Origin of the sequence: Cryobacterium adonitolivorans, assembly GCF_004402695.1 — a bacterium.
Classification (GTDB): Bacteria; Actinomycetota; Actinomycetes; order Actinomycetales; family Microbacteriaceae; genus Cryobacterium; species Cryobacterium adonitolivorans.
In genome coordinates, this window is sequence record NZ_SOFL01000043.1 from 55573 (window position 1) to 81551 (window position 25979).

Annotated in this window: 18 protein-coding genes; 5 read left to right on the top strand and 13 right to left on the bottom strand. The window is 70.0% G+C overall.

All coding sequences use genetic code 11. The annotated features are described in order from the left end of the window. Positions 1–34: 34 nt before the first annotated feature. The 9 genes from E3O42_RS13030 to E3O42_RS13070 form a co-directional block, all read right to left on the bottom strand. The gene (locus E3O42_RS13030; protein ID WP_134454342.1) at positions 35–670 is read right to left on the bottom strand and encodes an FHA domain-containing protein; all 636 of its coding nucleotides are present in this window, start codon (positions 668–670) and stop codon (positions 35–37) included. After that, positions 667–3003 (bottom strand): transglutaminase-like domain-containing protein, encoded by a 2337-nt coding sequence (locus E3O42_RS13035; RefSeq protein ID WP_134454343.1) that lies wholly within the window; start codon positions 3001–3003, stop codon positions 667–669. The genes E3O42_RS13030 and E3O42_RS13035 overlap by 4 nt, the downstream gene beginning before the upstream one ends. Next, positions 3000–4169: a DUF58 domain-containing protein gene (locus E3O42_RS13040; RefSeq protein ID WP_134454344.1), complete on the bottom strand. Its 1170-nt coding sequence runs from the start codon at positions 4167–4169 to the stop codon at positions 3000–3002. The genes E3O42_RS13035 and E3O42_RS13040 overlap by 4 nt, the downstream gene beginning before the upstream one ends. Then, on the bottom strand, positions 4159–5139 hold the full coding sequence (locus tag E3O42_RS13045) for an AAA family ATPase (protein WP_134454394.1): 981 nt from the start codon (positions 5137–5139) through the stop codon (positions 4159–4161). Before E3O42_RS13045 ends, E3O42_RS13040 begins: the two co-directional genes overlap by 11 nt. A 59-nt stretch (positions 5140–5198) precedes the next feature. Continuing rightward, positions 5199–11135, bottom strand: a complete 5937-nt coding sequence (locus tag E3O42_RS13050; RefSeq protein WP_134454345.1) for an Ig-like domain-containing protein — start codon at positions 11133–11135, stop codon at positions 5199–5201. Next, positions 11132–12625: a serine/threonine-protein kinase gene (locus E3O42_RS13055; RefSeq protein ID WP_134454346.1), complete on the bottom strand. Its 1494-nt coding sequence runs from the start codon at positions 12623–12625 to the stop codon at positions 11132–11134. Before E3O42_RS13055 ends, E3O42_RS13050 begins: the two co-directional genes overlap by 4 nt. A 133-nt stretch (positions 12626–12758) precedes the next feature. After that, complete coding sequence (locus E3O42_RS13060; RefSeq protein WP_134454347.1) at positions 12759–13604, bottom strand: PP2C family protein-serine/threonine phosphatase; 846 nt, start codon at positions 13602–13604, stop codon at positions 12759–12761. 48 nt (positions 13605–13652) lie between these two features. Beyond that, positions 13653–14723: an FHA domain-containing protein gene (locus E3O42_RS13065; protein ID WP_134454348.1), complete on the bottom strand. Its 1071-nt coding sequence runs from the start codon at positions 14721–14723 to the stop codon at positions 13653–13655. A 48-nt stretch (positions 14724–14771) separates the two neighbouring features. Next, positions 14772–16199: a gamma-aminobutyraldehyde dehydrogenase gene (locus E3O42_RS13070; protein ID WP_134454349.1), complete on the bottom strand. Its 1428-nt coding sequence runs from the start codon at positions 16197–16199 to the stop codon at positions 14772–14774. A 122-nt stretch (positions 16200–16321) separates the two neighbouring features. On the opposite strand from E3O42_RS13070, the gene E3O42_RS13075 reads away from it, so the two are divergent. The 4 genes from E3O42_RS13075 to E3O42_RS13090 are packed head-to-tail and all read left to right on the top strand — an operon-like array spanning position 16322 to position 19151. Next, positions 16322–16804: an Lrp/AsnC family transcriptional regulator gene (locus tag E3O42_RS13075; protein WP_134454350.1), complete on the top strand. Its 483-nt coding sequence runs from the start codon at positions 16322–16324 to the stop codon at positions 16802–16804. 5 nt (positions 16805–16809) lie between these two features. Further along, positions 16810–18234, top strand: a complete 1425-nt coding sequence (locus E3O42_RS13080) for an aspartate aminotransferase family protein (RefSeq protein ID WP_134454351.1) — start codon at positions 16810–16812, stop codon at positions 18232–18234. 32 nt (positions 18235–18266) lie between these two features. Further along, positions 18267–18725 (top strand): helix-turn-helix transcriptional regulator, encoded by a 459-nt coding sequence (locus tag E3O42_RS13085; protein WP_134454352.1) that lies wholly within the window; start codon positions 18267–18269, stop codon positions 18723–18725. Between the two features lie 9 nt (positions 18726–18734). Then, on the top strand, positions 18735–19151 hold the full coding sequence (locus E3O42_RS13090) for a VOC family protein (protein ID WP_134454353.1): 417 nt from the start codon (positions 18735–18737) through the stop codon (positions 19149–19151). A gap of 6 nt (positions 19152–19157) precedes the next feature. Here the strand turns inward: E3O42_RS13090 and E3O42_RS13095 are convergent, their stop codons facing one another. Further along, positions 19158–20387, bottom strand: a complete 1230-nt coding sequence (locus E3O42_RS13095) for a DUF4192 family protein (RefSeq protein WP_134454354.1) — start codon at positions 20385–20387, stop codon at positions 19158–19160. Between the two features lie 133 nt (positions 20388–20520). Between E3O42_RS13095 and E3O42_RS13100 the strand changes: the two genes are divergently transcribed. Next, a complete protein-coding gene (locus E3O42_RS13100) occupies positions 20521–21162 on the top strand; it encodes an acetate uptake transporter (RefSeq protein WP_241984823.1) in 642 nt (213 codons plus the stop codon). Between the two features lie 81 nt (positions 21163–21243). Here the strand turns inward: E3O42_RS13100 and E3O42_RS13105 are convergent, their stop codons facing one another. The 3 genes from E3O42_RS13105 to E3O42_RS13115 are packed head-to-tail and all read right to left on the bottom strand — an operon-like array spanning position 21244 to position 25894. Further along, positions 21244–23202: an ABC transporter ATP-binding protein gene (locus E3O42_RS13105; RefSeq protein WP_134454355.1), complete on the bottom strand. Its 1959-nt coding sequence runs from the start codon at positions 23200–23202 to the stop codon at positions 21244–21246. Next, positions 23199–24932 (bottom strand): ABC transporter ATP-binding protein, encoded by a 1734-nt coding sequence (locus E3O42_RS13110; protein ID WP_134454356.1) that lies wholly within the window; start codon positions 24930–24932, stop codon positions 23199–23201. The genes E3O42_RS13105 and E3O42_RS13110 overlap by 4 nt, the downstream gene beginning before the upstream one ends. After that, positions 24932–25894, bottom strand: a complete 963-nt coding sequence (locus E3O42_RS13115) for an aldo/keto reductase (RefSeq protein ID WP_134454357.1) — start codon at positions 25892–25894, stop codon at positions 24932–24934. Before E3O42_RS13115 ends, E3O42_RS13110 begins: the two co-directional genes overlap by 1 nt. Positions 25895–25979: the final 85 nt, after the last annotated feature.

A 25979-nucleotide genomic window follows, 5' to 3' on the forward strand; every position in this document is an offset into this window, starting at 1 on the left:
CGGACTGTGCGGGGGTGTGGAGGAGGCGCGGGGCCTAGAGCACCATGAAGAACTGGTCGCCGATTTCGACCCTGGCGCCTCGGGCCACCAGGTACCGGCGTCCCGGCTCGCAGCGCAGCGCCGGGGCCGGCGCGCGCCGCACGACCGTGCCGTTGCCCGAGAACCGGTCGTTGACCCAGAACTCGCCGTCGTGTTGGCCGAATTCGAGGTGGCTCTTGGACACCGACATGCCCAGGTCGGTGATTTGGATCAGGTGGTCGAACCGTTCCGAGGGTTGGGGCAGGGGGCGCCGGCCGATGAGGCCGGTGCCGCGCACCGAGACGGTCTCGCCGGTGCTGAACTGCAGGGTGTACCGTGCGGGCTCCGCCTTCTCGGCCGGTGCCTCCGCATGAGCACCCAAAGGGCGGGCGGGCGGGTGCCCTCCCTCGCCAGACGGGGCATCCGCCGGCAACGCACCGGCAGGCTGGTCATCGGTTGGGCCGGTGCCCGCCGGCCACAGTGGCACTGAGATCACCGTGGTCCGGGGCGCGAGCGGCTGGATGATGGTGGTGTCGCTGGGGCGCGGGTCCGCGCGCTTGCGGGTCGTGGGGGTCGCCGAGGTCGAGCTGCCGCAGCCGCCGCAGAACATCGCGCCCTCTGGCAGGTGCGCCCCGCAAATCTGGCAGTTCACTGACCTGGTCCCTTCGTACTCTCGCCAGCTCCCCACAGCCTGCGCCTGCGCCGGCCATCCCGCCCGGCCGTTCTCTTAGCGTAGCGACCGAAGGACCGCACCGAGATGACCGCGCGCAGCCGGTCGCGGCGGTTGAGGCCGGCCCGCATGCTGTTCTGCAGCTCACGCACCGACACCCAGATGCCGTCCGGGTCGATCTCAGCAGCCCCGTCGGGTGCGAAGACGGCCCGGTCCACCTCGCCGGCCAGCCAGAGGGCGCGCACCCCGCCGACGGACCGGGCCAGCTCGGTGCGGGTCGCCTGGGGCGCAATGGCCAGACCGTGATCGGTCACGCTGTCGGCGAATTCCCGCCAGCCACCGACGATGCGGTCGATCGGCCGGTGTGCCAGACGGCGGCGTCGCCGACGCCGCCACTTGGCGAGAACGATGCCCACAAACGGTGCGGTGAGGAGGCCGACGCCGAGTATCGACCAGGCCGCTATGGTCACGACCAGCCGAATCGCGGCCCAGAACGGGTCGGCGGCGTCGGGCGGGTCGACGGTCTGGCTCTCGGGCTGGCTGGGTTCGGACTGCTCAGCGGCATCCGGTGCCGGCGGGGGCAGCACGGTCTGCGGTCGGGAGATGGGAGTGGCGTCGTCGGGTTGGCGTGCCGGGATCTCCCGGACCGGCGGGTTGGGATCCAGCGCCACCCAGCCGTCGGCCTGGGTCTGCACCTCGATCCACGCCGAGGCATCGGCTCCGGTCACCGGTGCGGTATCGCCCTCCGCGGCGGGCACGAAGCCCACCACAACCCGGGCCGGAAAGCCGATCTGCCGGGCCATCAGGGCCGCCGTCACCGCGTACTGCTCGGCATCGCCGAGCATCGGCTGGTCCTCGAGGAGCTCATCGATGCGGTCGACGCCGTGCCCGGACCGGCTGACGGGTTCCCCCGCGGTGCCGTGGCTGACGTAGCCGGTCGTGGCCAGGAAGTCGAGCACGGCCTGCAGCCTCTGGCCCGGCGTGTCGCCCGGCCGCAGAATACCGGCCAGGGTTTTCTCGAGGCCGTCGGGCAGCACGTCGACCTGCGGTAAGACCGCGGAGCCGGGCAGGGCGTCGGCCAGGTCTCCGGCCAGCGCCGGCACGACAGCGGTGCTGGTGTAGCTGTCGCCCTGCTCCAGGCCGGTGACAATGGCGGCGGTGCCGCCGAGGTCGTTGTACACGAACGACTCCTGGCGGGCGGCCGCGGTGGAGCCGATGAACTCAATGCGCTCCAGCGCACCGACGCCGGGCACCCACACACCGTCGTACTCCCGGATCGACACCGTCAGGGAGACCTTGTCGCCGCGCACCGCACTCTGGTCGAGGCGGTAGGGCAGCCGGGTGAAGGTGCCGGAGTCCGGCCGCGACGCCGCGGCATCCGCGCTGCCCACCGAATACACCACGCCGTCGTAGTCGTCGAGGGTCGCCAGCCGGATGCGCCCGCCGGCGGGCAGCCCCTCGACCTCGAAGAGCACGGTGTCGGCGAGGTCCGGCTGCAGGTAGTTGCGGAACCCGGACAGCGGACTCGGGTAGGCGCGGGCGTCGAAAGGTGCAGCCACCCTGGTGCGCAGCACGTCCCTGGCCGCGGTGGGCGGCAGGGCGACGGCGGCGACCGTGCCGGCCAGGACCGCCATGGTCAGCGCAAGGGCCGCGACGACGACGGAGCGGGCCGCGCCCATCCGCCGGTCGGCCACCGGCGGCCGCGCCGCGGTCGCCGACACGAGCAGGCGGCCCCGGCGGCGTTCCAGGTTGAGCCACAGCAGCCAGAGCACCAGCACAGTGAACAACGCGAGGCCCAGCAGGGTGGGTGCCGTGGCCTGAACCGGGCCGAGGGCGATGCCGGCCAACAAAAGCAGCACCGGCGCCGGCAGCGCCAGTTCCGCCGCCTGGCTGCGGAGCGCCACCGAGAGCCCGACGACGCTGCTGAGCAGCACGAGGATCAGCGCGGGAACCAGAAGGGCCTGGTACGACCCGACCGGCAGCACGATGGTCACCAGCTGCTTCCAGCCGAGCGCCGTGGCCGGCACCAGCTCGGCGAGGCCGGCCGGGCTCGGTAGAACGCCGTACAGGGCGCGGCCGGGCACGGCCAGAGGAACCCCGACGAGGAGATAGCCGCCGATGGTCGTGAGGCCGACCAGCCAGGCGGGCCAGCGGAACACGGCGCCGACGATGGCGATGCCACACCCCAGCAACGCTGCGACGGCGACGAGCAGCACGAAGGCGCCGGTCTGGTAGACCGGCCACAGGGCGGCGGCGGCGACGCCGGTGGCCGACATCAGGGCCACGGTGTTGCCGACGATGAAGCGCCCGCTCATGCGGCGGCCCCCCGGGCCAGGCTGTGCTGCAAGTCATCGAGGAAGCCGATGGTGAGCAGGCTCATACCGCCGGCGCGGCGCAGGCCCGGGCGGGCGCCGGGGTCGCAGACGACGGCGACGGCCTCGACCCCGACGGGGAATCCCGCCGCCGAGGCGCGCAGTGCGGCCAATGGTGTCGCCGACCCGCAGAGCAGGAAGGCCACCGACAGCCCGTCGACCGCGGCGGCGGCCTTCCTGGACAGCGCGCGCAGGTCGGCGGCGCCGGGTGCCAGGTCCACTCCGCTGAGGTCGTCGAGCAGCCGGGTGGGGGTGAGGGTGCTGAGCGGGCGTGAGCTGGCCAGGACCGACACCGTGCGCGCATCACGGATCGCCCGGATTCCCAGGGAACCGGCCGCGCTGACGGCGAGCTCGAATTCATCGTCGTCGGCGAAGTCGCTCGTGGCCAGGCTGAGGGCCACGAGCAGGTGGCTGCGCCGGGTCTGCTCGTACTGGCGCACCATCAGGCGGCCGGTCTTGGCGCTGCTCTTCCAGTGGATACTGCGCCTCTCGTCGCCGCTCTGATATTCGCGCAGGGCGTGGAACGCCACGTCGCTGGCGGTGAGGTCCCGGGTGGGTTGACCTTCGAGGTCGCGCACGAAGCCCTGGCTCATGCTGGGGATGGCGATGGTGCGCGGATGCACGTAGAGATCGATCCGCTGCGCGAGCACGGTCTCCAGCCGCACCAGCCCCACCGGATCGGCCCGCACCGTGTGCACGGGCCCGATCGGGATGATGCCCCGGCGCTCGGCGGGAACCACGAACACCTCGTCGATGCCGGTGCGCGCGGCCAGAGACGGCATCGGGAACTCGGCCAACCCGGCTCCCACCGGCACCTGCACCGTCACGGCGGCCAGGCGCCGGCTGGTCGAGTTGTGCACGTCGACCTGCCCGGGCACCCGCTCCCCCGCGACAACCCTGTCGACGGGCAGGGTCAACGTGATGTGGTGGGCGCTCTGACCGAGCAGGTGCGCGAGCGCGCCGGCCACCAGGACGGCGGCCGCCCAACCGATCGCGGTGAGTTCGGCCCAGCCCAGGCCGTAGCCGGCGGCGAGCAGCGCGGCCGCGCAGCCGGCGACGCTCCAGCCGAGCGGCGTGACCGCGCCGAGCATCCGGGTTCTAGCTGACATCCGCCCGCTGGTCCTCCCCGCTGCGCGGCGGCGGCGTCTCGACCAGGATCCGGCCGATCACACTCGAGGCGCTGACGCCGTCGAATTCGGCCTCGGCGTCCAGCAGCAGCCGGTGCGCGAGCACGGGTTCGGCGAGCGCCTTCACGTCGTCGGGGGTCACGTAGTGCCGGCCTTGGGAGGCCGCGTAGGTCTTGGCCGTGCGGATGAGCGCGAGGGCTCCGCGCACACTGGCGCCCAAGCGCACCTCCGGGCTGCTGCGGGTGGCGTCGACGAGCCGGGCGACGTAGTCGTTGATGGTCGCGTCGACGAATACGGTGCGGGCCAGCGATGCCACCTCGACGACGGACTCCGCCGAGAGCACCGGTGCCACGCGGTTGTCGTGGGCCCGCCGACCGGCGCCTTCCAGAATGCGCACCGTGGCCGCCTGGTCGGGGTAGCCGATCGAGGTCTTCATCAGGAACCTGTCCAGCTGGGCCTCAGGAAGCCTGTAGGTGCCGGCCTGTTCGATCGGGTTCTGGGTCGCGATCACCATGAACGGGCCCGCCACCCGGTGGGTGACGCCGTCGGCAGTGACCTGACCCTCCTCCATCACCTCGAGCAGCGCGGCCTGGGTCTTGGGGCTGGCCCGGTTGATCTCGTCGGCCAGCACGATGTTGGCGAATACCGGTCCGCGGTGGAACTCGAAGGTGGCCGTGCGCTGGTCGAAGATGCTCACCCCGGTGATGTCCCCAGGCAGCAGGTCGGGGGTGAACTGCACCCGGTTGTTGGTGCCGCGAACGCTCTGCGCGATGGCGCGGGCCAGCGAGGTCTTCCCGGTCCCGGGAACATCCTCCAGGAGCAGGTGGCCCTCGCTGAACAAGGCCGTGAACGCGAGCCTGATGACGTGCTGCTTGCCCAGCACGACCTCCTCAACGCCACGCACCAGCCTGTCGAAGAGGGTCGCGAACTGGCCGGCCTCCTCGATACTCATCTGCTCGGCGTCGCGGCGGGCGCCCGGCTGGCCTGGGCTCACACGATCGGGGGTCAGGGTCATGGGGTGATCGCTTTCTTCGGGATCGGGCGGGAGAAGTCGAAGGTGTGGCCGTCCACTGTGACGGTGAGCAGCACGGTGCCCGAGTCGGGCAGCGGGCCGGGCAGGGTACAGGTGGTGGCGCTGTCGGCCGGGGTCGGCGTCGATGTCGATCCGGCGACCGTGCACGCGAAGGTCGCCGCGAGGGATCCGTTCTGCGGCGCGCCGGTCCAGGAGAACCGGCCGGCCGCGCCGTCGTAGGCCAGACCGGTCGCGGTGAAGGTGACGGATGCCTCCGGCGCTGTGGTGGTGCCCGACCAGGGCCCGCAGGAGCCCCACACCGTGCACGCCTGCAGTTGGAAGGCCACGGCGGAGCCGAATGGCAGGTCGAGCAGGTCGCGCGGCCAGGCGCTGCCGCTGAACCTCGCCCCGGAGCCGGAGCCATCCGCGGCCCGGATGTTGTAGTGGTCGACGCCGGCGGACGGGCTCACGCCGGTGAGGTGGTAATCCCAGGCGTCGCCCTGCTGTTCCATCGCACCCTGCACCTGGCTGATTGCGCCGGGGGCCGGCCGCACGAGGACCGTGGCAACCGTGCTCGGGACGCAGCCGGCCCGGTTGTGGCCCCAGACCACGAACGAGTAGCTGCCGTCGTCGACGAGCAGGCCGTCGAACACGGCGCTGCGCCCGCCGGCTGCCACGCTCTGCTGTTCCAGCACCACACCGCCGGCGCGGGGTGCGGTCAGGGAGCCGGGCGCGGGGGCCGACACCGAGCAGGCCTGCGCGCCGGTGGGCACGCCGGCGCCGCTGATCCGCTGCACGACGTAGCCCGCAACGGCGTCGCCGCGGTCGGCGAAACCGTCCCAGGTCACGGTGACGGCGCCGCTGACATCGGTCGCCGTCGCCGTGATCCCGCCGGCGACCGGCGCGCCGTAGGGCGTTCCGGTGGCGGCGGTGCTGTTCCAGCTCGACAGGGCGGGGTAGGCGTCATTGCGGGCGCTGACGGCAAAGCCCACGCCGGTCCCGTTGGCCAGGCCGTCCACCCGCAGGGTGCAGCGGGCGTTGTCGCAGAGCGCTCCGGTGGCGCTCACCTCCGGTTGGGCGACCCCGGCCACGCTGACCTGGTAGCCGCGGATGTCCGTGCCGCCGCCCGTCGCCTGGACGACGTCCCAGCCGAGCAGCATGGCGCCGTCTTCGGGTACGGCGGTCAGCCCTGTCGGTGCTGCCGGGATCACGTCGGACCAGACCGACGCGGCGAGGGTGCCGGCCGTGGCCGTGCCGATGCCGTTCTGCGCGGCCACGCTGACCCGCACGGCGTTCGCCTGACCGTTGCCCGGCGTGGCCAGGGTGCAGGAGGTGGCCGCGCACACCGTGCTGCCGAGGGTGCGGCCGGAGGAGGCGTCGAGGGTGGTCACCCGGTAACCGGTGATGGGTGAGTTGTTGGCGGCGCCGGGGTTGAACGCCACGGTGATACGCCCGTCGGCGAAGCCCGTGGCCCGCAGCCCGGTGACGGCGTCGGGGACGTCCTGCACCGACACCCGCACGGTGCCCCAGGTGTACCGGTCAGGGTCGTTGGTGGCATCCGCCACCTGGTACTGCAGGGTGCTGTCCGTGGGCTGAGCGTCGGCGGACACCCGCACGGTGAGCCTGCTGTTGTCGGCGCTGGGCGTGATCGACACCCCGGCGGGCAGTGCGGCCGAATCGAGCCCGCGCACCGCGAGCACCCGCAGCCCCACCGCGGGGAACGGGTTGGTGGCGCCGTCGTTGGCGAGCACATCGATGACGGTGCTGCGCCCGCGGGGCGCGACGGCCGCATCCGTCGCAGGCAGCGCGAGGGGTCTGGTGGAGGCCACGACGCGCAGCTCGATTCGCCCGGCCGAGCCGGCGCTGAGGTCGTCGCGCACCCCGATCGTCACCGAGCTGGTGCTGCCCTTCGGGGTGCCCTCCAGAGCGGTCACGGTGAGCAGGCTGCCGTCCAGCGTCTGCCCGAAGCCGGTCGGCAGCGGGTCGAGTACCGTGAAGGCGAGTTCGTCGCGGTCCTCCGGGTAGGGATAGGCGGTGAGCTTGGCCAGGTCGATGACCTTGCTCTGACCGGGTTCGAAGTCGATTCCCGCCCCGTCGAAGGCGGGCGGCTGGTTCTCCCGCGGCGTCACGGTGATCGGCAGCACAATCGTGGCGGTGCGTCCGGCCGGGTCGGTGGCGCCCGCGCCGTCTGTCACCTCGAACGAGATGGAGGCGGGCCCGAAATACCGGTCGGCGCTGGTGAAGGAGAGGGTCTGGGAACCCGTGCTGAGTTCGGCGCCGTTGGCGTGCGTGGCGCGCACCGTGTTGCGGTCGGTGAGTTGCACGGGCTTGCCGCCGACGGCCACCACGTAATCGTTAATGTCGATGTCCACGGTGGCTTCGCTGGCCACGACGAGTTTGGCGGCGCCGGCCCGCAGCTGCGGAAGGGCGTCGTTGGTTCCCGGCACCCAGACGAACGCGTAGGCCACGATGCCGGGGTCCTGGGGGTGACTGACGCTGAACGGGATGATCTGGCTGGTCTTGGCGACGGTGACGCGGATGTGGGCTGTGTCGGTGACCGTCGCGGCACCGTCATAGCCGGGCAAGACGGCCAGCTTCAGGTCCCGGGCCGACCCTTCGGCGAAGAACACCCTGGCGAGCACATCGACGTCGACGGTGTCCCGGCCGAGCACATCGGAGAGCCTCAGCCGGGTGTCGTCGGCCTCGGGATGGGCGCGGGGTGCGTCCGCTGCCACGACGACGGTGAGGAAGGCCGAGCCGGTGCCGCCCCGCTCGTTCTGGATCTGGTAGACGAAGCCGTACCGGCCGCCGACGTTCGGGGCGCGCACCACGACGACGTCGCCGTCAACCGCGGCGGTGCCCGCGGCGGTGCCCGCGGCGCCGTCGGCGGCACCCTCTGCGGTCGCCTCGACAGCGGTGATGCTCAGTGTGCCGCCGTCGGGGTCTGAGTCGTTGCCGAGCACCCGCACCGACACCCGGGATCCGGGTCGCACGGTGACCTCGTCCGGCACGGCGACGGGGTTGCGGGCCCCATCAGGGCGGGGGCTGATGCCTACCCGCACCGTGCCGGTGGCCCGGGCGCCGAGGGCGTCGATGACGGCGTAGGTGAAGGTGTCGGTGCCCGCGGAGTAGTCGCCTGCCCTGTAGCTGAGCGAGTCGGCGTCGACGGCCGTGACGGTGCCCTTTTCGGGGTTGGTCTCCTGGCCGAGCAGCTGCACGGAGTCGCCGTCGGGGTCGATCCCGGTCCGAGGGATCTGGATGCGCACGGTGTCGCCCGCCAGCACCCTGGCGGTGACGGTGGGCGGCAGTGGCGGGTTGTTGGTGGCGGCGTCGGTCTCGCGTACCGAGATGCGCACCTCGGCGTTGGCGAACTGCCCATCAGGGGCGCTCACCCTGTACACGGCGGTGAAGTTGCCGGTGCTCGCCGGTGCGAGGTAGCGCAGCACTCGGCCGGAGGCGAAGAGCAGTCCGGCGCCGGCGGGTAGCGGGGTCGAGAGCACCGGGTCGAGCATGAGGGCGTCGCCGTTGGGATGTTCGTCGTTGGCGAGCACCGGGATGTCGATGGTGTCGCCCACCCGCACCGATACCGAGTCTGCGGCCGCGACGGGCGGCTGCCTGATGGTCGCCGCGGGGATCTCGATCACCGTGACGGTGCCGGTGGCCTCGGCCAGGCCGTTGCTCACGGTGTAACCGAAGCTGGTGGTGCCCGATTCGAGCGGCCGGGTCAGGGTGACCCTCAGGAGGTGCTGGTCGAGGACCTCGACAGTCAGGCCGCTGCCGGAGGACACATTGGAGGTTGCGGTGACCAGAAGCACTCCCCCGGCGGGGTCGAAGTCTGTCGCGAGCACGTCGACGACCGTGGGCTGCTGGGAGCGCAGGAAGGCCGTGTGCGGCACCGTGATGGGTCGGCCGGGGCTGTCCGGCGCTGGGTCGACGTCCACACGGATCAGCCCGGTCACGGTGGTCGCACCGTCGGTCACCGCGTAGTCCAGGTAGTGCACGCCGACGGTAGCGCTGACGAACCTGAATGTTCCGCCCGCGAAGTCCGCAGCGATGCTGACGCCGGGCTTATCTGGGACCGCGCCCAACCGCAGCGGGCCGGAGCCGCCGCGCACGTGCGTGAGTGGGGCGACGGTGACCTCGCTGCCCGCCGTCGTGCGCACGGCGAACGCGTCGGCGACGATGGGCACGGTCCCGGCGGGACGCACCGAGATGTCCAGGGTCCCCGCCCCGGTGAGACTGCCGTCCGAGACGGCGAGGCCGACCTGGGCGGCGTCGCCGCCGTCTCCGGCATCCGTGAACAGCACGGCGCCGGCCGGCGTCGAGGTCGCGGTGTCCGGGGCCGAGGCCGTGGCGGCGGTGAGATAGAACGGGTCGCCGTCCGGGTCGATCCAGTCGCCGAGCACCTGGCTCTCAACGCTGCCGCCGGCGGCGACGCTGGCCCGGGTCTGGCGGGCCTGGTGGGGCGCGGAGTTCTCATCCGGGCTGCGCACCGTGACCGTGACGGTGGCGTCGGCGACACCGCCGCGCCCGTCGCTGACCGAGTAGTCGAAGCTGAGGCTGCCGGACGCCTCCGGGGTGAGGGTGAGCTGCAGCTGCTGGTTGCCGGAGACCAGGTCGAGGCGGCCCTGATCGGCCGGCGGCGGCTCTGCGGTGTCGATGACCAGCACGTCGCCGTTGGGGTCGTAGTCGTTCAGGAGCACCGGCAGGGTGACCGTGCGGCCCGGGCGGGCGCCGAACGCGTCGTCGATCGCGACCGGCGGCACCTGGGTGTCTTCGTTGTCCGGCGGGATGTCGTCGGTGGCGCCGGTTTCCTCCTGCTGGTCGGAGACCGGGTCGATGAGGTCGTCCCAGTTGTCGATGAGCTCGTTGTCGCGCTGCACGTTCCAGGTGGCGCCGTTGCGGGCGTCGTTGAGCAGCAGTCGGGAGCCGTTTTGCCGGTATTCCAGGCGTGCGTCGCCGGCGAGTCCGGCGAGGGTTGCGGTGATTCCCGCCGGTGAGCCGATGCCGCAGGCCTGCCAGGCGGTGCCGTCGGCCCACGCCGCGTAGGCGCAGCGGCCGTCCTGGACGGGAGCGGCCGGGCTGCCTGCTGCCGTGTTGTCGGCGAGCAGTTCGGTGGCGGCCCCGCGGTCGAGGGGCACGCTGATCAGGCCGGTGCTGTGCGCGATGAGGACCCGGTCGCCGGTTACGGCCGGCTCCTGCAGTCGGGGCATGGCCGTCAGGCTGCCGGTGAGGTCGACGGTGCGCTGGGGCAGGTGCAGGATGCCGGTGGTCGTGTTGAGCAGCGCCCAGCTGCCGTTCACCTGGCTGAGCTGGTAGCCGTCGGCGGGGTCTCCGGCCGGCACCGTGGTCGTCTCTGCCACGGTGTCCGGGAGGTCGGGGTCAATCCTCACGAGGGTCTGCGTGGCCGGGGTGAACCCGAACAGGACGCCGGTGTCGTCGAGGCTGAACAGGGTGCCGGTGCCCAGCGCGAGCGCAGGGTCTGTGGTGCTGTCGAACGTCGCCAGGTCGGCGCTGTTCGCCCTCCAGAGGTCGCCGTCGGCCGAGATCGCGGCGAGGCCGCCCGCCAGGCGCACCTCGGGGGCATCCGGAGGCAGGGCCACGCTGTCGGTGACCGTCGCGGTGGCCGGGTCGAGGATGTCCATGGTGCCGTTGCCGCCGTCGACCATCAGCACTGTTGCCCCCTGCTGCACCACGGTGGTGCCCTCGGACGGGACGGGGACCACCGTGTTCAGTTCGGCGATCTCGGTATTGACCCGGCCCACCAGCTGACGGGTTTCGCTGCCCACCCAGACGGCGGCGTCACCCAGGTCGACCTTCTCCGCGGTGTAGCCGCCGGAGACCACCGCGACGGTGACCACCAGTGCGGTGACGAGGGTTCCGCCGGTGACCGAGGCCACGACGGAGCGGTGCGCTCCCAGCCAACGGCGGATCATTGCGCTCCCGTGGCCGGGTCGACGCATTTCTCGGTGCTGGCGGCGCCGGTGCGTCCGTCGCGGTTCACACTCACGGTGACGCAGACGGCCGGCTGCTCTGCGCCGGTCTGAACGGCGCCGGTTTGAACGATGAACTGGGTGCCGCGCTGAATGCTGCTCTCGCCGCTGCGCAGGCTGACCACGTAGCTGTCGCCGTCGTCGATGCCGGGGTCGGCCCAGCTGAACACGATGGTGCCGTCGCCGGTGCGGCCGTCCACATCGCTGACCCTCGGCAGCGCGGAGTCCCCGGGGCGCTCGGGAGCGCCGGAGAGCACCGGGCCGAGCAGCAGGGCGCCGGCGACGACGCCGAGCCCGACAACCAGCAGCCCGCCGGTGACAACGGCCACGAGAGTGCGTCGACGCTGGGCGGGGTGGGGCCGGTCGCCGTGGGGCCGGTCAGCACGGGGCCTGTCGGCACGGGGGAGGTCAGCACGGGCCAGGGCGGTGCGGGCCAGGGCGGCACCGGCGCTGCCCGCGCCGGGCTCACGGCGTTGCCGGCGGGCCGGCTGCGCGTCCACGGAGACCAGGCCGGTGATCCGGGTCTGGTCGTCGGCGTCCCCGGCCGCCTGGGCTTCCCACTCGGCTGTCGCGAGCTCGAGCGGGGTTTGGGCCAGCCCGAGCTCGGCCTCGACGGCCTGGAGCTCCCGGATCAGTTCGAGCGCACTGGCCTGGCGACGCTCGGGGCGTTTGGAGAGCGCCCGGGCCAACACCAGCTCCAGGCGGGCCGGCACGTCCGGGCGCCCGATGGCCGGCAGGGCCGACTTCTGGATCCGGGCCATCAGCTGGGCGGGGCCGTTACGGTCGCCGGGCAGTTCGAACGGCGATCGGCCGGCCAGCAGCGTGTAGAGCGTCGCCCCGAGGGACCACACCTCGGCGGCCACCGAGCCCGGACTCTGGTCGAGCAGCACTTCGGGCGCCGACCACGGGATGGAGAGGCCGACCTGGTCGGTCTCCTCCACCTCGCCGAGGGTGGCCGCGATGCCGAAGTCGGCCAGGACCGGATGCCCGTATGCGGTGATCAGGATGTTCGACGGCTTGATGTCACGGTGCAACACGCCGGCCCGGTGGGCGGTCTCCACGGCGCTGGCGATGGTCACCCCGATCCGGAGCAGTTCGGACACCGGCAGGCGTCCCGACCGGTAGCGCCGGTCGAGGGCGTTGGAGCAGTACTCCATCACCAGGTACGGGCGACCGTCGGCGGACACCCCAGCCTGGAAGACCGTGAGCACCGACGGGTGGGCGGACAGCTGCGCCATCAGGTTCGCCTCGGCCTGGAACAGACGCCGAACCGGGTCGCTGACCACCTCGGCGAGCAGCACCTTGATGGCCACCTGACGCCGCGGCAGGTTCTGCTCGTACAGGAACACATCGGCGAAGCCGCCGGAGCCCAACGGCCTCAGGTAGGAGAATCCCGGCAGGGCCGGGGGCGTCGACGGCAGTCGTACCGCCATGGCGCCTCCCGCGAATCGTCTCGACCGGTCGAAGGAACCGACCGGATTGCCTGCCTCATAACCCTGCCAGATCGCAGGCTGTGGTCGTCGTCACGGGTATCGACGACCTGCGTAATTCTACGGCTGCGGGTCGTCAGGCGCCGGCAGCGGCGTCGGCCGCGTCGACATCAACACCGTCGACATCAATACCGTCGATATCGTCGACGCTGAGCACGTCCAGGACGATCGCGGTCACGTTGTCGCGACCACCGTTCTCCAGCGCCGCGTTCACCAGCGCCGCGACGGCATCCTCTGCCTTCGGATTCGACAGGAGGAAGTGCCGGATGCCGTAGGCGGTCAGCTCCTTGGTGAGCCCGTCCGAACAGACCAGGATGCGCAGGCCCGCCGTGAGCGGCAGGACACGATAGTCGGGGACCGGTGGTTCATGGAATCCGACGGCGCGGGTGATCACGTTTCCGTGCGGATGCACATCGGCTTCCTCGCGGGTGATCCGGCCGGCGTCGACGAGTTCCTGCACCACCGAATGGTCGACCGTGACCTGCTCCAGCACCCCGGAGCTGAGCTGATAGACGCGCGAGTCGCCGATGTTGTAGGCGATGAACTGCGGGACATCCGAAACGATGGCCACGGCTACGCCGGTGACGGTGGTGCCCGTGCCCAGATCGGTAACCCCCTCGCCGGCCTTCATATCGTCCACGGCATGGGCGAGGGCCCGATTGATCGCCTCGGCCGTGGTGTCAGAGTCGCTGCCCAGCTCGGCGAGCCGGGTCACCACGGCCTTGCTGGCGACATCGCCGGCGGAGTGGCCGCCCATGCCGTCGGCCACCGCGAAAACCGGTGATTGGGTTACCAGGCTGTCTTCATTGACTTCGCGGCGGTGACCAACATCAGTGAGCGCGGACCAGGCCAGGGTGACGGATTTCTTCACCGCGGGGAGCGCGATCGTGTGGCTGGGTGAGCCTTGACCTATCTGGGTCACGGGTGGTGCCTTCCGAATACAAACGTGCGGCAACGCAACGAACGACGGTCAGTCCGCTGGCAGTATCTCGATCAGGTTACCGTCCCCGATGTCCACCGTCGTACCGGGCAGCACCGTGAGAGAGGCCCCGGAGCGCAACCGTTGGGTGCGACCGAGGGAAAAACGCACCAGCGTGCCGTTCGTCGAACCGAGGTCGGTGAGGACGACGGCGTCGCCTTCCTGACGGATTTCGAGGTGGCTGGCGGACACTAACGCGGTCGGTGAGGCCACCGAGATCAGCTCCAGCAGCTCGCCGGACTGGGTGCGCCGGGGCCTGGGGCTCCGGCCGATCCGGTACACCATGCCCAGCCGAACCTCTTCGCCGGTGGCCAACCTGAACCCGTACCGCCCCGGCCGGTCGGCGGTGTCGTCGACGGCGTCGTCGGCGGCGGCGGATTCGGCAGCCGGTTCGGCGGCGGACTCAATGGCGGCTTCGGCGACAGCCGCCGCAACGACAATGCTGTCGCGCATCCGGCGATCAAGCACGACGGTGTCGTCCACGATCCGCCGGGGGCGCAGCACGGTGTCGGCAGTAGTGTCGGCGGTGTCGTCCGGTCCGCCGGCGACCGACCAGAACAGGGTGTCGCCGGCGTCGATGCCGGTGCCGAGCATCCGTCCTGCACCGAGCCGGTCGGATCGGACGACGGCGGCCAACGGCGAACCGATCACCAGCCCGGTCACAGACTGGAACTCCGCCAACAGCCAGGGCCTGATGTTGCGGTCGGTGAATCGGCGGGAGCCGCCGATCGAGAAGACGTCGACGGCGATGGCCCCGCGCACGACGGCGTGCACGGGGATGCCGTCCTGCGCCGGTGCGTCATCGTCGACTCTGTCGCCGGCGCGGCGGATGCCGGGCACGATCACCGCGAACGCGTCCGGTTCTCCGGGCCCGCCAAGCGGGATCAGCGACACGAGCGCCTCGAGCGTGACGCCGGGGTCAGCGGCCAAGTCGTGCAGGGCCGCCACAACGGGGGTTGCGGTGCTCGCGGGTACGACGGCCAGGAACCCGCTGCCTACCACGAACGTCCATTCCGCGTTCTCCAACGGTGCGGTCTCGCTGCCGACCCGTCCTTGTTGCATCAGGCCCCCTCTTTCCTTCGATGCTAAACCCGACGGAGCCGCGTGGGCTCAGCCGATGTAGCTCATCACGTGCTTGATCCGGGTGTAGTCCTCGAAGCCGTACATCGACAGGTCCTTGCCGTAGCCGGAGTGCTTGAACCCGCCATGCGGCATCTCGGCGACTATCGGGATGTGGGTGTTGATCCAGACGCAGCCGAAGTCGAGGCGCTTGGCCATCCGCATGGCCCGCCCGTGGTTCGTGGTCCACACCGACGAGGCCAGCCCGTACTGCACGTCGTTGGCCCAGGCCAGGGCCTGGGCCTCATCATCGAAGCGCTGCACGGTGATCACCGGGCCGAAGATCTCGCGCTGTACGGCCTCGTCGGTCTGTCGCAGCCCGCTCACCACGGTGGCTTCGTGGAAGTAGCCTGTGCTGCCCTGCCGGTGGCCGCCGAGCTCGAGCACGGCGTGGTCCGGCAGCCGGTCGATGAACCCGGTCACCTGGGCCAGCTGGTTCTGATTGTTCACCGGGCCGAACAGGATCCCGGCTTCGCTCGGCGGCCCGGTGCGCGCGGTCTGGGCGGCGTGGGCGGCGAGCGCCGCCACGAACTCGTCGTGGATGCCGGCCTGCACGAGCACCCGGGTGGCGGCGGTGCAGTCCTGGCCGGCGTTGAAAAAGCCCGCCGCGCTGATGCCCTCGACGGCCTGATCGATGTCGGCGTCATCGAAGACGATGACCGGGGCCTTACCACCGAGCTCGAGGTGCACCCGTTTGAGGTCGGTGGCGGCGGCCCTGGCCACCTCCATGCCGGCGCGCACCGAACCGGTGATCGAGACCAGTTGCGGGGTGGCGTGGTCGATCATCGCCGCTCCGGTGCTGCGGTCCCCCATCACCACGTTGAGCACCCCGGGCGGCAGGAACTCCGCCGCCACTTCCGCCAGCAGCAGGGTGGCGCTCGGGGTGGTGTCGGAGGGCTTGAGCACCGTGGTGTTGCCGGCGGCGAGCGCCGGGGCGAACTTCCAGACCGCCATGTTCAGCGGGTAGTTCCACGGCGTCACCTGGCCGACGACGCCGATCGGTTCCCGGCGGATGAAGGAGGTGTGGTCCTTCAGGTACTCGCCACCGCTTCTGCCCTCGAGCACCCTGGCAGCGCCGGCGAAGAAGCGGATCTGGTCCACCGACACCAGGATCTCGTCGTCGACGAGGGTGCTGCGCGGTTTGCCCGTGTCCCGGGATTCCGCGTCGGCGAACTCCTCGGCGCGCGCCTCGACGGCGTCCGCGATGCGGAACAGGGCCAGCTGGCGTTCGGCCGGGGTGGACTCGCCCCACCCATCGAACGCGGCCGAGGCGGCCCGATAGGCGGAATCCACATCAGCGGCGGTCGACACCGGGCTGGTGCCGTAGCTCTGCTCTGTGGCCGGGTCGATGAGGTCGATCGTGGTCGCTGAGGTGGACTCGACGTGGTCGCCGTTGATGAAGTTGCGGAGAGCGCTCATGCGCGTCAGCCTAGCCGCCGGGAATTCGTCGAACCAGCACGGGCAGTGGGAATCCGTTGTGAAACCCGTACATCACGACTGATTCGCATGCAGCATGGCATCTTCACTGTCACAATCGGGTGATGAGCAGCAATGGACGCGGCAGTGCGGGCCGACCCGCGCAACTGGACGATGTGTCCAAGAAGATCATCGAGCAGCTGCAGGTCGACGGTCGGCGCTCCTACGCCGAGATCGGCAAGGCGGTCGGCCTGAGTGAGGCTGCGGTGCGCCAGCGGGTCCAGAAGCTCACCGAGGCCGGGGTCATGCAGATCGTCGCGGTGACCGACCCGATGCAGCTGGGCTTCTACCGGCAGGCCATGATCGGCATCCGCGCCAGCGGAGACACCCGGGTCCTGGCCGACCAGCTCGCCGAGATCGCCGCCGTCGACTACGTCGTGCTCACCGCCGGTTCCTTCGACATCCTGGCCGAGGTCGTCTGCGAGAACGACGACGAACTGATCACCCTGCTCAATTCACAGATCCGCGCTCTTGAGGGGGTCGCTTCGACCGAGACCTTCGTCTACCTCAAGCTTCACAAACAGTTGTACAACTGGGGAACACGGTAACCGAGATGACCATCACAGAAACCACCACCGGCCCGCGCGTCTACAGCGACGCCGAGAACGCCGACCTGCAGCAGAAGGCGAAGGACCACCTCTGGATGCACTTCGCCCGCCAGTCGGTGCTGGAATCCGGTGCCGGAGTTCCGGTCATCACCAAGGGGCTGGGCCACCACATCTGGGACTCCACCGGCAAGAAGTACATCGACGGCCTGAGCGGGCTGTTCGTGGTGAACGCCGGGCACGGGCGGAAGCGCCTCGCGCAGGCCGCCGCGACGCAGGCCGAGGAACTCGCGTTCTTCCCGCTCTGGTCGTACGCGCACCCGAGCGCCATCGAGCTCGCCGACAGGCTCGCCGAGCATGCGCCGGGCGACCTTAACAGGGTGTTCTTCTCCACCGGCGGCGGCGAGGCCGTGGAGACCGCGTTCAAGCTGGCGAAGTACTACTGGAAGCTGCAGGGCCGGCCCACCAAGCACAAGGTCATCTCCCGCTCCGTTGCCTATCACGGCACCACCCAGGGCGCCCTGGCGATCACGGGCATCCCCGCGCTCAAGGAGATGTTCGAGCCGGTCACCCCCGGCGGCTTCAGGGTGCCCAACACCAACTTCTACCGGGCCGACGAGATGGGCTCCGGTCACGGCGACGACGTGGAAGCGTTCGGCCTGTGGGCGGCGAACCGCATCGAAGAGATGATCCAGTTCGAGGGCCCGGAGACCGTCGCGGCGGTGTTCCTGGAGCCCGTGCAGAACTCCGGCGGCTGTTTCCCGCCGCCGCCCGGCTACTTCAAGCGGGTGCGGGAGATCTGCGACACCTACGACGTGCTGCTGGTGGCCGACGAGGTCATCACGGCGTTCGGCCGGATCGGCAACATGTTCGCCTCGACGACCTTCGGCATTGAACCCGACATGATCACCTGCGCCAAGGGCATGACGAGCGGGTACTCGCCGATCGGCGCGACCATCATCAGCGACCGCATCTACGAACCGTTCAAACACGGAGACACGGCGTTCTACCACGGCTACACCTTCGGCGGCCATCCGGTGTCCGCGGCGGTCGCGCTGGCCAACCTCGACATCTTCGACGAGGAGAAGCTCAACGAGAACGTGCGGGAGAACTCGCCGGTGTTCCGGGCGGAGCTGGAGAAACTGCTCGAGCTGCCGATCGTGGGCGACGTGCGCGGCGAGGGCTACTTCTTCGGCATCGAGCTGGTCAAGGACAAGGCCACCAGGGAGACCTTCAACGCCGAGGAGTCCGAGCGGTTGCTGCGCGGATACCTGTCCGGCGCGCTGTTCGAGGCCGGGCTGTACTGCCGGGCGGATGACCGGGGCGACCCCGTCGTGCAGCTCGCGCCGCCGCTGACCATCGGCGCGGCCGAGATCCGCGAGATCGGCGACATCCTGCACGGCGTGCTGTCGGAGGCGCCGAAGCATCTCTAGCCGCCCGCTCGGCCCGGTGCTAGCGTGAAATAGTGACTCCGCAGGAACTCGAAATCCTCGCCTGCCTGCGCCGGGCCCGGGACCTGATCGACCGGGAGTACGCCAACCCGCTCGACGTCCCCACCATGGCGCGCCGGGCGCTGATGTCGCCCGCGCACTTCTCGCGCCGGTTCCGGGCGGCGTATGGCGAAACGCCGTACAGCTATCTGATGACCCGCAGGATCGAGCGGGCGATGGCGTTGCTCCGCGGCGGCGCGAACGTCACGGACGCTTGCATGAGAGTCGGCTGTACCTCGCTGGGCTCGTTCAGTACCCGGTTCGCCGAGATCGTGGGCGAGACTCCGAGTGCCTATCGGTCTCGCACCCACGACTCCGTCACGGCGATGCCTGCCTGTGTCGCCCAGTCGCGCACCCGCCCGGATCGGCACCCGCCGGGCAGGGTCCGCGAAGCGAGCAGGATCCAAGAAGCGAGCGGCTCTGTGGCGGCCTAGATTCGTGGCATGACAACGACAATCTCACTTCAGTACTGCAACATCACCGTCAACGACGTCGACGAGGCGATCGGGTTCTATCAGGACGCGCTCGGGCTTCGGGTGCAGAGCGATGTGCCCTCCGGAAGGTTCCGCTGGGTCACGCTGGGCAGTGATGCGCAGCCCGGCCTCGAGATCGTGCTGTCGGAGCCGCACGCCGGCCGGTCACCGGCCGACGGCGACGCGCTCCAGGAGCTGCTCACCAAGGGCGTCCTGCCGATGCTCGTGTTCCGCTCCAACGACGTCGACGCGACCTTCGAAACCGTGCGTGCCTCCGGCGCCGAAGTGCTCCAGGAGCCCACCGACCAGCCCTGGGGCCCGCGCGACTGCGCCTTCCGGGATCCGTCAGGCAACACCGTGCGCATCGCGCAGGCCCCGGCGACCTAAACACGCTCAGAGGTCGACCTCGTCTGGCACGGCGAACGCCCACTCCGGCAGGTGCCCGCTGCCGATCAGCTGCAACAGCAGTCGCGCCATGCCGTACTCGCCGTCGATGTCCAGGGCCGTGTCGATGTAGATGCCTGCGACCGACCCCTGGCCCAGCGTCCAACTCAGCCAGGCCAGCATGCACAAAGGCGCCGGCCTGGCCGACCTGGGCGCCATCGCCACGAGCAGTTTGAGTAGCCTGATTCCCCGGCCGACCCGCTCCGGATCCGGCCGATCCCGGCTCATGCCGAGCATCAGGTCCCCGGTGGTCGGCGAGTCCTCCTGCATGGCCCGGCCGGCCGCCATTTCGGCCTCGACGACGTCGTCCATGCTGAGGCCGGTCTCCCGCTGCCTGTGGGCGTAGTGCCGGTTCAGGGCCAGGCTGCGGTGCCCTTCGGCCTCGCCGAAGGCGAACTGCAGCATCATCTGGTCCCGGGTGGCCGGGCCCTGCAGCAGGAACAGCAGCGCTGCGGCCTCGTCGATGCTGAGCTCCGCGGGGTTCACGCTCAGCGCGGACTCCGCGGTGCCCACCGGGTCGAGCATGTCGCCGACCATCTCGATCAGCTCCGGGATCGGCCCCAGGTCGGGGCCGAGCCGCTGGTAGCGAGCGAGCCGTCTGGCGCAGCGTTCCCGGGTGGCGAGGTCCACCCGGGGCAACTCGGCGCCGGTATGCAACCGGCCGAGTTCACGGCGGGCGTCGCGCGGGATGCCCTCGCTGACGCTGGAGTCCGCGATCTCGCTGAGCGGATGCCGGAGCGGTTCCCGGCGGGGCCGGCCCCGGGTGGCTGCGGCGTCCAGGTAGGAGGCCCAGCCGTCCGCGGCCACGCACAGCGCATCGCGCGCGAGGAAGCCGGACTGCTCGGCGCGGGTGAGGATAGCCCGCAGGAACGCACCCTGCGGCAGGTCGGCCACGTCGACCGCCGGGTCGTCGCCGATGGACTCGTCGGTGTAGGTCACCGGCACGAGGGCGTCAACGCCGGGAATCTTGCACAGGGTGCCGAGCAGGGCGCCGGCGATGCGCCGCAGTTCCTGCGGGCCGGCGTCCGGGGTGGGGAGGTTGAACCGTAGGGCACCGCAGGTGCGGTTGCCGCGGAACGCGACGAGCACCAGGCTCTGGGCGGGGAGGAATCCCACCAGCTGGGGCACGAGGGCGAGGAAATCCTGGGGAGTCGGGGTCTTCACGATTGTCTTCTGCATGCACCGACAGTGCGCCGGAACCGGCCCGATCGACCGGGCACCCGTCGACCTGTGCAGAACCCGCCCGGCCGGCGGTCTGTGCACAACGCAGCCGGCCGGGCGCGGCCGGGCGCGACTGATAATCTCAAGACAAATGAATCAGATGACTACGACGTACCCGGAGGCCCCCGTGGTCTCCGCGACAGCACCCGCCGCACCCGTGTCCGCAGCCCCCGCCTCGTCCCACGGCCCCCTCGCCGATCCGGGCGCCCTGGGCCTGGGTGCCTTCGCCCTCACCACCTTCGTGCTGAGCATGTCCAACACCGGCATCGTTCCCTCCAGCGTCGCCGTCCTCGGCCTCGCCCTGTTCTACGGCGGAATCGCCCAGGTCATCGCCGGCATCTGGGAGCTGCGCAGCGGCAACACGTTCGGCGCCACGGCGTTCACCTCGTTCGGCGCGTTCTGGCTCGCGTTCTGGTACCTGGAAAGCACCGGCGGCAACGTGGAAGCCGGCGCCGCCGGCATGGGCACGTTCCTGCTCGCCTGGACGATCTTCACGCTGTACATGACCGTGGCCGCCAAGAAGACCAACGGCTCGATCTTCATCGTCTTCGTCGCACTCTCGATTACCTTCGCACTACTCGCTATCGGCGCGTACACCGGGATCACCGCGATCCACCAGCTCGGTGGCTGGTTCGGCATCCTCACCGCACTGCTGGCCTGGTACGGCTCGTTCGCCGTGGTCTACAACTCCACCGCCGGTCGCGCCGTCCTTCCCGTCTGGCCCGCCAAGTAACCTCACCCCCTCCGCGAACTGAGAGAAAAGCCCCAGAAACTCGACGTTTCTGGGGCTTTTCTCACAGCTCGCGGGCCGGGGCTACTCGATGGCGGCTGCGAATTGGGAGTCGTAGAGGGCACGGTAGGCGCCGTCGGCGACGAGCAACTCTTCGTGGCTGCCCTGCTCCACGATCTTGCCGGCCTCCATCACCAGGATCAGGTCGGCGTCGCGGATGGTCGACAGGCGGTGCGCGATCACGAAGCTGGTGCGATCGGCGCGGAGCGCTTTCATCGCGTGCTGCACGAGCACCTCGGTGCGGGTGTCGACGGAGCTGGTGGCCTCGTCGAGGATCAGCACGCTGGGCCGGGCCAGGAACGCCCGCGCGATGGTGAGCAGCTGCTTCTCCCCCGCGCTGACGTTGCCGCCCTCGTCGTCCAGCACGGTGTCGTAGCCCTCCGGCAGCGAGTGCACGAACCTGTCCACGTAGGTGGCGGTCGCGGCCTCGAGGATCTGTTCCTCGGTGGCGTCCGGCCGGCCGTAGGCGATGTTGTCGCGGATGGTGCCGCCGAACAGCCAGGTGTCCTGCAGCACCATGCCCATCCGGCCGCGCAGGTCGTTGCGCGTCATCCGGGCGATGTCGACTCCGTCCAGTGTGATCCGGCCTCCGTCGAGCTCGTAGAAGCGCATCATCAGGTTCACCAGGGTGGTCTTGCCGGCCCCGGTCGGGCCCACGATCGCCACGGTCTGGCCGGGTTCGGCCACCAGGTTCAGGCCCTCGATGAGCGGTTTGTCGGCACTGTAGCTGAACGACACGTCCTCGAACACCAGCCGCCCGTGCGTCTCGGCGGGTGTTTCGGCCGGGTCCGCGTCGGGGGTCTGCTCGTCGGCATCCAGCAGCTCGAAGACCCGCTCGGCACTGGCGACGCCGGACTGCAGCAGGTTGGCCATCGAGCCGAGCTGCGCCAGCGGCTGGGTGAACTGCCTGGAGTACTGGATGAACGCCTGCACGTCACCGAGCTGCATGGCCCCAGAGGCCACCTGCAGGCCGCCGACAACGGCGATGGCCACGTAAACGAGGTTGCCGATGAACGTCATGGCGGGCATGATCATGCCGCTGACGAACTGGGCGCCGAAGCTGGCCTCGTAGAGTTCGGTGTTCTTCGCGGCGAAGCGCTGCTCCACCTCCTTCTGGCGGCCGAAGACCTTGACCAGGGCGTGCCCGGAGAAGGTCTCCTCGATCTGGCCGTTCAGCTCCCCGGTGTGCGCCCACTGCGCCACGAAGAGCCTCTGCGACCGCCTGGCGATCATCACCGTGGTGACCAGGGTCAGTGGCACGGTGACCAGCGCGATCACGGCGAGCAGCGGCGAGAGCAGCAGCATCATCACGATCACGCCGATCACGGTGAGCAATGACGTGACCACCTGGCTGAGCGACTGCTGCAGGCTCTGCGAGATGTTGTCGACGTCGTTGGTCACCCGGCTGAGCAGTTCGCCGCGCTTGACGGTGTCGAAGTACCCGAGCGGCAGCCGGTTGATCTTCGCTTCGATCTCCTCGCGCAGCCGGAACACGGTGCGCTGTACGACGGCGTTGAGCACCAGCGCCTGCAGCCAGCTGAACACCGAGGCCAGGATGTACAGCGCCAGCACCCAGAACAGCACGGTAGACAGCGCCGCGAAGTCGATGCCCAGGCCCGGAGTGAGGGTCATGGCGCTGAGCATGTCGGCCCTGGCGGTGTCGCCGGATGCCCGCAGGCTCGCGATGACCTCCGCCTGGCTGGCCCCGGCCGGCAGGGTCTTGCTCACGATGCCCGAGAAGATCAGGTTGGTGCCCTCGCCGAGCAGGCGCGGGCCGATCACCGAGAACGTGACGCTGATCACCGCGAGTACCAGCACCAGCGTCAGCCACATCCGTTCCGGATGCAGCGTGCCGATCAGGCGCTTGGCGCTCTGCCCGAAGTCCATCGCCTTCTCGGCCGGCATGTTCATGCCGCCGAACGGTCCGCCGCCGCGCGGTGGGCGGGCCGGTACCTTGTCGTCGTCGGTTTCGGTGTCGCTCATGAGGTGGCCTCCGCTGCCAGCTGGGATGCCGCAATCTCCCGGTAGGTCGACGACGTCGCCAGCAGGTGTTCGTGGGTGCCGCCGCCGGCGATCCGGCCGTCTTCGACGACGAGGATCTGGTCGGCGTCGAGGATCGTGGACACCCGCTGGGCCACGATGATCATGGTGGCGTCGGCGACGTCCGCGGCCAGGGCCGCCCGGAGGCGGGCATCCGTGGCGAGGTCGAGCGCCGAGAACGAGTCGTCGAAGATGTACAGCTCCGGCCGTTTCACCAGCGCCCTGGCGATCGCGAGGCGTTGCCGCTGGCCGCCGGAGACGTTGGTGCCGCCCTGGGAGATGGCCGCGTCGAGGCCGCCGTCGAGCCGTTCGACGAAGTCGCGGGCCTGGGCGGTGTCCAGCGCCTGCCAGATCTCGGCCTCGGTGGCATCCGGTTTGCCGTAGAGCAGGTTGCTGCGCACGGTGCCGGAGAACAGGTACGGCTTCTGCGGCACCAGGCCGATGTGGCCCCAGAGCAGGTCGGGGTTCAGCTCGCGCACGTCAACGCCCCCGAACAGCACGGTGCCGCTGGTAGCGTCGAACAGGCGCGGCAGCAGGTTGATCAGGGTGGACTTGCCTGAGCCGGTGCTGCCGATGATGGCCGTGGTGAACCCGGGCCTGGCCACGAAGCTGATGTCGCTGAGCACGGGCTGCTCGGCGCCGGGGTAAGCGAAACCCACGCCCCTAAGCTCCAGCTCGCCGTGGCCGTGCGTCTGGTTCACGGGGTTCACCGGCGGGCGCACGCTCGATGCGGTGTCGAGGACCTCGCCGATACGGTCGGCCGAGACCGTGGCGCGCGGGATCATCACGGCCATGAAGGTGGCCATCATCACGGCCATCAGGATCTGCATGAGGTAGCTGAGGAACGCGATCAAGGTGCCCACCTGCATCGAGCCGTCTTCGATGCGGAACGCGCCGAACCAGATCACGGCGACGCTGGAGACGTTCAGCACCAGCATCACCACCGGGAACATCAGCGCCATCAGCCGGCCGGCCTGCAGCGCGGTGTGGGTGACGTCCGTGTTGGCCTGGCTGAATCGGCGGGTCTCCACGTTCTCGCGCACGAACGCGCGAATCACGCGGATACCGGTGAGCTGTTCGCGCAGCACCCGGTTGACAGTGTCGATGCGCACCTGCATCACACGGAACAGCGGCACCATCCGCACGATGATCATGCCGACGGCCACGAGCAGCACGGGAACGCTCACGGCGATCAGCCAGGACAGTTCGAGGTCCTGGCGCATCGCCATGATCACCCCGCCGATGCAGAGGATGGGCGCGGAGACCAGCAGGGTGCAGGTGGTGAGCACAAGCATCTGCACCTGTTGCACGTCGTTGGTGGAGCGAGTGATCAGCGAGGGGGCGCCGAAACGGCTGACCTCCTGCTCGGAGAATTCGCCGACCCTGGTGAAGACGGCCCCGCGCAGGTCGCGGCCGAGCGCCATGGCTGCCTTCGCACCGAAGTAGACGGCGATGATGGCGCAGATGATCTGGCCGAGGGTGATCATCAGCATCATCCCGCCGACGCGGAGGATGTAGCCGGTGTCACCGGTGGCCACGCCCTCGTCGATGATGTCGGCGTTCAGTGACGGCAGGTAGAGCGAGGCGATCGACTGCGCCAGCTGGAAGACGACGACGGCCACCAACAGCCGCCAGTGCGGCCGGAGGTAGCGAACGAGCAGGGTCCAGAGCATCAGGCGAAGAGGGCGGAGATGTAGGCGACGTCCTCAGCGGTGGGCCGCCAAGTGGTGGCGGCCTCCGCGTTCTGCACGATCTGCTCCGGCTTGGTGGCACCGGCGATGACGCTGGTCAGACCGGGTTGGGCCAGGAGCCATGCCAGGGTCGCGGCGAGCATGCTCACGCCGCGGTCGTCGCAGAACTGCTGATAGCGCTCGATGGTGTCCCAGGGCGCGTCGTCGAGCAGGTGCCGCCGGATGGTCATGATCCGGCTGTCGGCCGGGCCGCCCTCACGACTGAACTTGCCGGTGAACAGGCCGTTGTAGAGCGGGAAGAACGGCAGGAAGCCCAGGCCGTATGCGTTCACGGCGGGCAGGACCTCCTCTTCGGCGTCGCGCACGAGCAGGCTGTACTCGTTCTGCGAGGAGATGAAGGCCGGATGACGGTTGATCCTGGCCGTGAATTCTGCTTCGGCGATCTGCCAACCGGCAAGGTTGGAGTGGCCGATGTAGCGGATCTTGCCCTCACGGATGAGGTCGTCCAGGGTGTCGAGGGTCTCTTCGATGGGGGTGTTGGCGTCCGGCCGGTGCAGCTGGTACAGGTCGATCCAGTCGGTCTGCAGCCGGGTGAGCGACGCTTCGACGGCCAGACGGATGTAGCGGCGGGAGCCGCGGGCGTCCCAGTCGGGGCCGTTCGCGCCGGCCATGTCCATGCCGAACTTGGTGGCGAGCACGATCCGGTCGCGCTTGCCGCGCAGGGCGTTGCCCATCAGGGTTTCGCTGAGGCCACGTTCCGCGCCGTAGATGTCTGCTGTGTCGAACAGGGTCACGCCGGTGTCGATGGCCGCGTCGATCACCAGGGAGGTGCCCGCCTGGGTCTCGGTGCTGGTGCCGTTCCGGCCGAAGTTGTTGCAGCCCAGCCCGATCGTCGAGACGACGAGGCCGGAGTTACCGAGAGCGCGATAGTCGATCTGAGCCATTGCTACAGACTATTCCTGTACGGCCGCGAATTGGCCACCTGTTGCCCCTCCTTCACAGGGCTCGGACCGGCTGCACATTCCCCTG